General features: G+C 66.6%; 4 protein-coding genes and 1 pseudogene. 4 read left to right on the forward strand and 1 reads right to left on the reverse strand.

All coding sequences use genetic code 11. The annotated features are described in order from the left end of the window. A pseudogene (locus ACZ53N_RS36380) lies at positions 1-392 on the reverse strand (transposase); the annotation flags it as partial. A 510-nt stretch (positions 393-902) separates the two neighbouring features. Here ACZ53N_RS36380 and ACZ53N_RS36385 point away from each other — a divergent pair. From ACZ53N_RS36385 to ACZ53N_RS36400, 4 genes are all read left to right on the forward strand, one after another. After that, entirely contained in the window at positions 903-2261 is a 1359-nt protein-coding gene (locus ACZ53N_RS36385) for a helix-turn-helix transcriptional regulator (RefSeq protein WP_469145001.1), read from the forward strand. Between the two features lie 100 nt (positions 2262-2361). Further along, on the forward strand, positions 2362-2775 hold the full coding sequence (locus ACZ53N_RS36390; protein WP_469145002.1) for an acyl-CoA thioesterase: 414 nt from the start codon (positions 2362-2364) through the stop codon (positions 2773-2775). Between the two features lie 109 nt (positions 2776-2884). Further along, positions 2885-4018 (forward strand): hypothetical protein, encoded by a 1134-nt coding sequence (locus ACZ53N_RS36395; protein WP_469145003.1) that lies wholly within the window; start codon positions 2885-2887, stop codon positions 4016-4018. 7 nt (positions 4019-4025) lie between these two features. Continuing rightward, the gene (locus tag ACZ53N_RS36400) at positions 4026-4283 is read left to right on the forward strand and encodes a hypothetical protein (RefSeq protein ID WP_469145004.1); all 258 of its coding nucleotides are present in this window, start codon (positions 4026-4028) and stop codon (positions 4281-4283) included. Positions 4284-4718: the final 435 nt, after the last annotated feature.

Raw genomic sequence — 4718 nt, forward strand, 5'->3', positions numbered from 1 at the left:
CGGCTTGCCCCGGTCCACGGGCGACGGGCCTGTGAGTTCGCCCCCTTTTTCGCCCTGACGTGGGCGGAGTCGAGGACGACGCGGGTCACGTCGATCAGGCCGGCGTCATCGAGCCGGTGCAGGACCGCCTCGTGCAGCCGGCCCCACACCCCGGCCCGCGACCAGATCAGGAACCTGCGGTGGACGGTCGACTTCGAGACCCCGAAACAGGGAGGCAGGGCCCGCCAGGCACATCCGCTGACCAGCACGTACACGATCGCGGCGAACAACGTCTCATCAGGTGTGTTCGGTGTCCCGCCGCCCTGCGGCCGCACCCGGTCCGGCGGGATCAATGGCTTCGCGATCTCCCACAGCCCGTCCGGAACAATCCAGCTCCACGTACCCCGCCCCATACACAGTCAACGTCCGCCTCACCACATAGGACACGGTCTTAAGCCAAGCGTTACGAGGCCGTCAATCGAACCGTTTTGACCGATTTGCCCGCGTAGATCAGTCGCGCAGTACGAGTTGATCAATTTGTCGCTGCCGATCAAGTGGCGTGCCCTGTAAGGGGAATGAGGCACTCCGGGCACTGGAGGGGAGATTCTCGGCGCGTGGTCTAGTCCGGTCGCGAGGGATGTGGGCGAAAAGCGGCAAGGATTTGCCGATTTTGAGAGCCGGTCCGCATCGGAGGGGGGAGATGTCCGTTTCCGGGCGATCGGCGCCGACGGATTGTTCAATCCCGAACCGGGCATTTCCTGGCGCGCCGCGCCGGTGGCCAAGATCATTTGGGTATTGCGTATGGTTTAGGCAGACACGACAGGGCGGGGGCCGGCGATTACGCTGCCCTCTTTTTTCATGCCCGAATTCGGGTCTGCCCCACTACGTCGACAATACGAGAGCGAGGGCTGATGGTCGCGCAGATGCGGACCGACAGTAGTGACAACGCTGTTGGAAAGGAGGTCCTCGCGGTACGGCCCGACGGAGTCGCCGGTCAGTACATGGGCTTCGGCGCCATGCTGAAACGGTGGCGCAAGGCCGCCGGCATCATCCAGCCCACCGCCGCACGAGCCCTGGGCGTCAGCGTCAGGACCTACCGCAACATCGAACGCGGAGCAACGCCGCGCTTCACACGGGCCCAGTGCGATTCCCTCGCCGAGGTGCTAGGGCTCGACCAGGAAGAGCGTCACGCCCTGCTCCTCCACAACGTGGGCACCTACCTCCGGTCACCGGCAGAGGGCCGCCAGGAGGTGCCGTCCGCGCTGAGGCTGCTCATGGACGGCCAGATGCCCAGCCCCACTTACCTCTCCGACCGCAACTGGAACATCCTCGCGTACAACCAAGCCATGGCCGAGCTGTGGCCGTGGGTGATGGAGCCGCGGGCCAACCTGATCCGCTGGGCCCTCACGACCGCCGAGGGGCGCGCCACTTACCACGACTGGCACAAGCACGCCACGGTCTTCGTACGGATGCTCCGGTTCGCGCTCACCACGCACGGCGACGACGCCGATCTTCGGGAACTCATCGACGACGTCAGAAAGAACCCCGAGGTCGAGCACATCTGGAACGCGGACGACGACCTGGTCGAGCACCGCGACGGACACGTCTTCCTGGCCACCGTACCCACGCTGGGCTGGAGGACGATCGAGATCGTCAGCCACGTGGCGTATCCCGCCGTCATGCCCGACTGCAAATTCGTGGTCATGACCTGGGTCGAAGCCAAAGCCGAATCGGACAGTAAGCGCGACGCGTTGGGCGGCGTGCGCAACGCCTGGGTGCACGAGACCCACAACACGCCACGCGAGCGGGACCGGGCCCAGGAGCGGATCGCCGAAGCCGAACGGCGCCGCGCCGCCGACGTCCACACCGCACGCCTCGCAGTGGAGAGCGCGGACAAGGCCGCAGAGCAAGCCGGCCGGGGAGGCATCCCCCTGCCGGCCCTCAGCCGCCTGGTCGCGTCCGACTGCCGGCTGACCCTCTCGCCGTCCCGGCGCAACGTCGTCTGGGCTGTCGAGGAGGCGCCCGGAGAATGGGGCGTCACCCAAGTGTCTCCCGCCACGGTCATCGCACGGGTTCCGCGGATCCTGCCGGCCGAGGCCCGAGCCGAGATGAAGATGCTGACCCGGATCGCACTGCCGGCTTCCCGTGAAGCCGCCGCAGCCCGAGTCGAGCAGCTCCTTGCCGAACTCGACGAAGAACAGCGCCTGCTGGGCGAAATACAGGGTGAGCTGGTTCCGAACGACGCTGTGCCCGAACTCCACAGCGCGCCCGGACAGGTCTGACCTGGGGCGTGGCCTGATGCTGCGCAGCATCAGGCCACGCTTAAAGTCAGCATGACCGCCTTCCCGCCGCTGTTCGATCTCCTTGTGGAAACGAGCCCCCGTGATCAGGTACACCTACTCCTGCCCGCTGAGGTGGGCTGACGCCGACGCCAACGGTCACGTCAACAACGCCCTCTTCCTCCGGTTCATGGAGGAAGCGCGCACGAGGATGTTTCGGGAAGTGCTGGCCACCGATGAGGAGGGCCGCCGCCGAAACGCGTTCGTCGTCGCCCGCTCCGTTGTGGACTACCGAGCCCCCCTGGACTACCGGGACGAGCCTGTCGACGTGCACGTTTGGGTCACCATGGGCGCTGCGGCAACCTTCGAACTCGCATACGAAATCCGTGACGGTGATCGCCTGTACGCCGAGGCGACGACCACGATCGTCGCCTACAACCTCACCACCGGTCGGCCCCGCCGCCTCTCCGAGACCGAGCGCGACTTTCTGACTTGCTACACCCAGCCGGTCAGCTAACCGCCACCGAGCACAGCCGGGAACTGTAGAACCGCACTGGCCGGGCAGGCGTGGCCGTCCCCGCGGGTTTCGGCGTCGGCAAGACGCACACCTCGCTGCCCGTGCCGCTGTGTGGTTCACCGACGTCTATCCGGTCGGCACCGCCCTGTGCATCACCACCGCAACCCGCTTCCGCCAGGTGCAGCGCCAGCTCGGGGCGCACATCCGCAAGGTCGTCCCCCGCGCTGGCTTGGCGGGAAGCTGTGACACCGTCCAGTACAAGATGCCCGACCCGTACGGCGAGGACGCCGTCGTCGCCTACGGCTTCTCGGCGCCCGCCAACGACGAGGCCGCGATGCAGGGCATCCACATGCCCCACCTGCTGCTTATCGTCGACGAGGCGGGCGGTATCGCCCCCGTGATCGGCCATGGCACCAACAACCTGCTGACCGGCGGGCACGCGGCGATGCTCGCCATCGGCAACCCGGCGATGGACGATCCCACCTCCTGGTTCGAGGAGCTGTGCATCGAGGGCGACGACCCGGGCGAGCCAACCACCGTCACCATCCCGATCTCCTCTCTCGAGTCCCCGGCGATCACCGGCGAACACGCCCCGTACTGCACCGACTGTCCCGAAGGCGGCACCCCGCACTCCCTCGCCGACCACATGCCCGATCAGGACTGGGTGGACCGCACCATCCGGTCGTACGGCGAAGACCACCCGTACGTGATCGCCAAGGTCTACGCGCGATTCCCCAAGGGCGGCGGCGGCATTGTCATCCCGCCGAGCTGGGTCGAGGCCGCCACATCGTACGAGGACCCCACCGGCGACGGCTGGCACCGGCTGTGCGACCTCGGCCTGGAAGACGAGACCGCCCAGCACACTGTCCGCGACGGCGCCTGGGTCCGCCTCGGTGTCGACGTGGCCGCAGACGGTGGTGATGAGTTCACCGTGTATCGCTCCGTCGGTGACGCGATGGAGTTCCGGCACGCGTCCGCCGGCGCCGCGAACGACAATCAGGTGTCCGTCGCCGAGGTGGCCCTCGATCCATGCCGCTCAGCGTCCTGCCGACGCCCTGAACTCCCCGCACCCCGTGCGGGTCAAGGTGGACCAGAACGGCATCGGCCACGGTGTCGTCAGCATGTTGGAGCGGTGGGCGGAGACCGGTCGGCACCGTGCGCAGATCGTTGGTGTCATGGTGTCGGAGTCCCCGAGCCAGGACGACCCCGGCGCCGTCATGCGACCGTGGCGTCAACGGGATGAGCTGTGGTTGGCGACCAGAAGCCTCCTCCAGCCGGACCCGTCCTCCGGACGCGGACGGCTGCGTCTCCATGTCGACAAGAAGGCCGCCGCGCAGCTCTCTACCCCGAAGCTGCTGTCGACGACCAGCGGCTACGCCCAGATCGAGTCGAAGAAGGCGATGAAAGCGCGGGGCATGAAATCGCCGGACCGGGCTGAAGCCGTTCTTTTGGCCCTGTACGAGCCGGAGCCTCTGCGCAAGCCGCGCCGCCGCGGCCTCCTCAACTGACGAGCCGACACGCTGCAGAGGTAAGTTGCGTTATTCGGCCCTCGTCAGACGTCCATTGACATAGGGCTTCCTTTGCCTACCGTAACCGGCTCCTGCACTGGGCTTTACCGAATCACCGCCACCTGCGGCGCGGCGGATGGGGTGGGGTGGCGGCAGGATTTGCGCCACGTTGGCGCGGAACCACTCCTTCGAGAAGGGTACTCCAGACAGGACGCGAAGTTTTCTCGCCATTAAGAGGAGACTGGCTCATGAGGTCGGGCTGGGCGAGGTGGGATCAGTGGCGCTGGATAGCTGGACGATCCCACCCACTGACCCAGGAGCCCACTTGAGACCGTCGTTAAGCTTGTCATTTATCCAGTTCGACGCGGTTTCGTTCCGACCTTGTGGTGTGCTGGACGACTGAACGCCTCGCCGGTGGCAAGGACTCTGCCCACG

The organism is Streptomyces sp. NPDC033229, from assembly GCF_055576875.1.

Coding starts and splice junctions, on each gene's coding strand:
- ACZ53N_RS36385 (WP_469145001.1), top strand. CDS start 903: ATGCGGACCGACAGTAGTGACAACGCTGTTGGAAAGGAGGTCCTCGCG.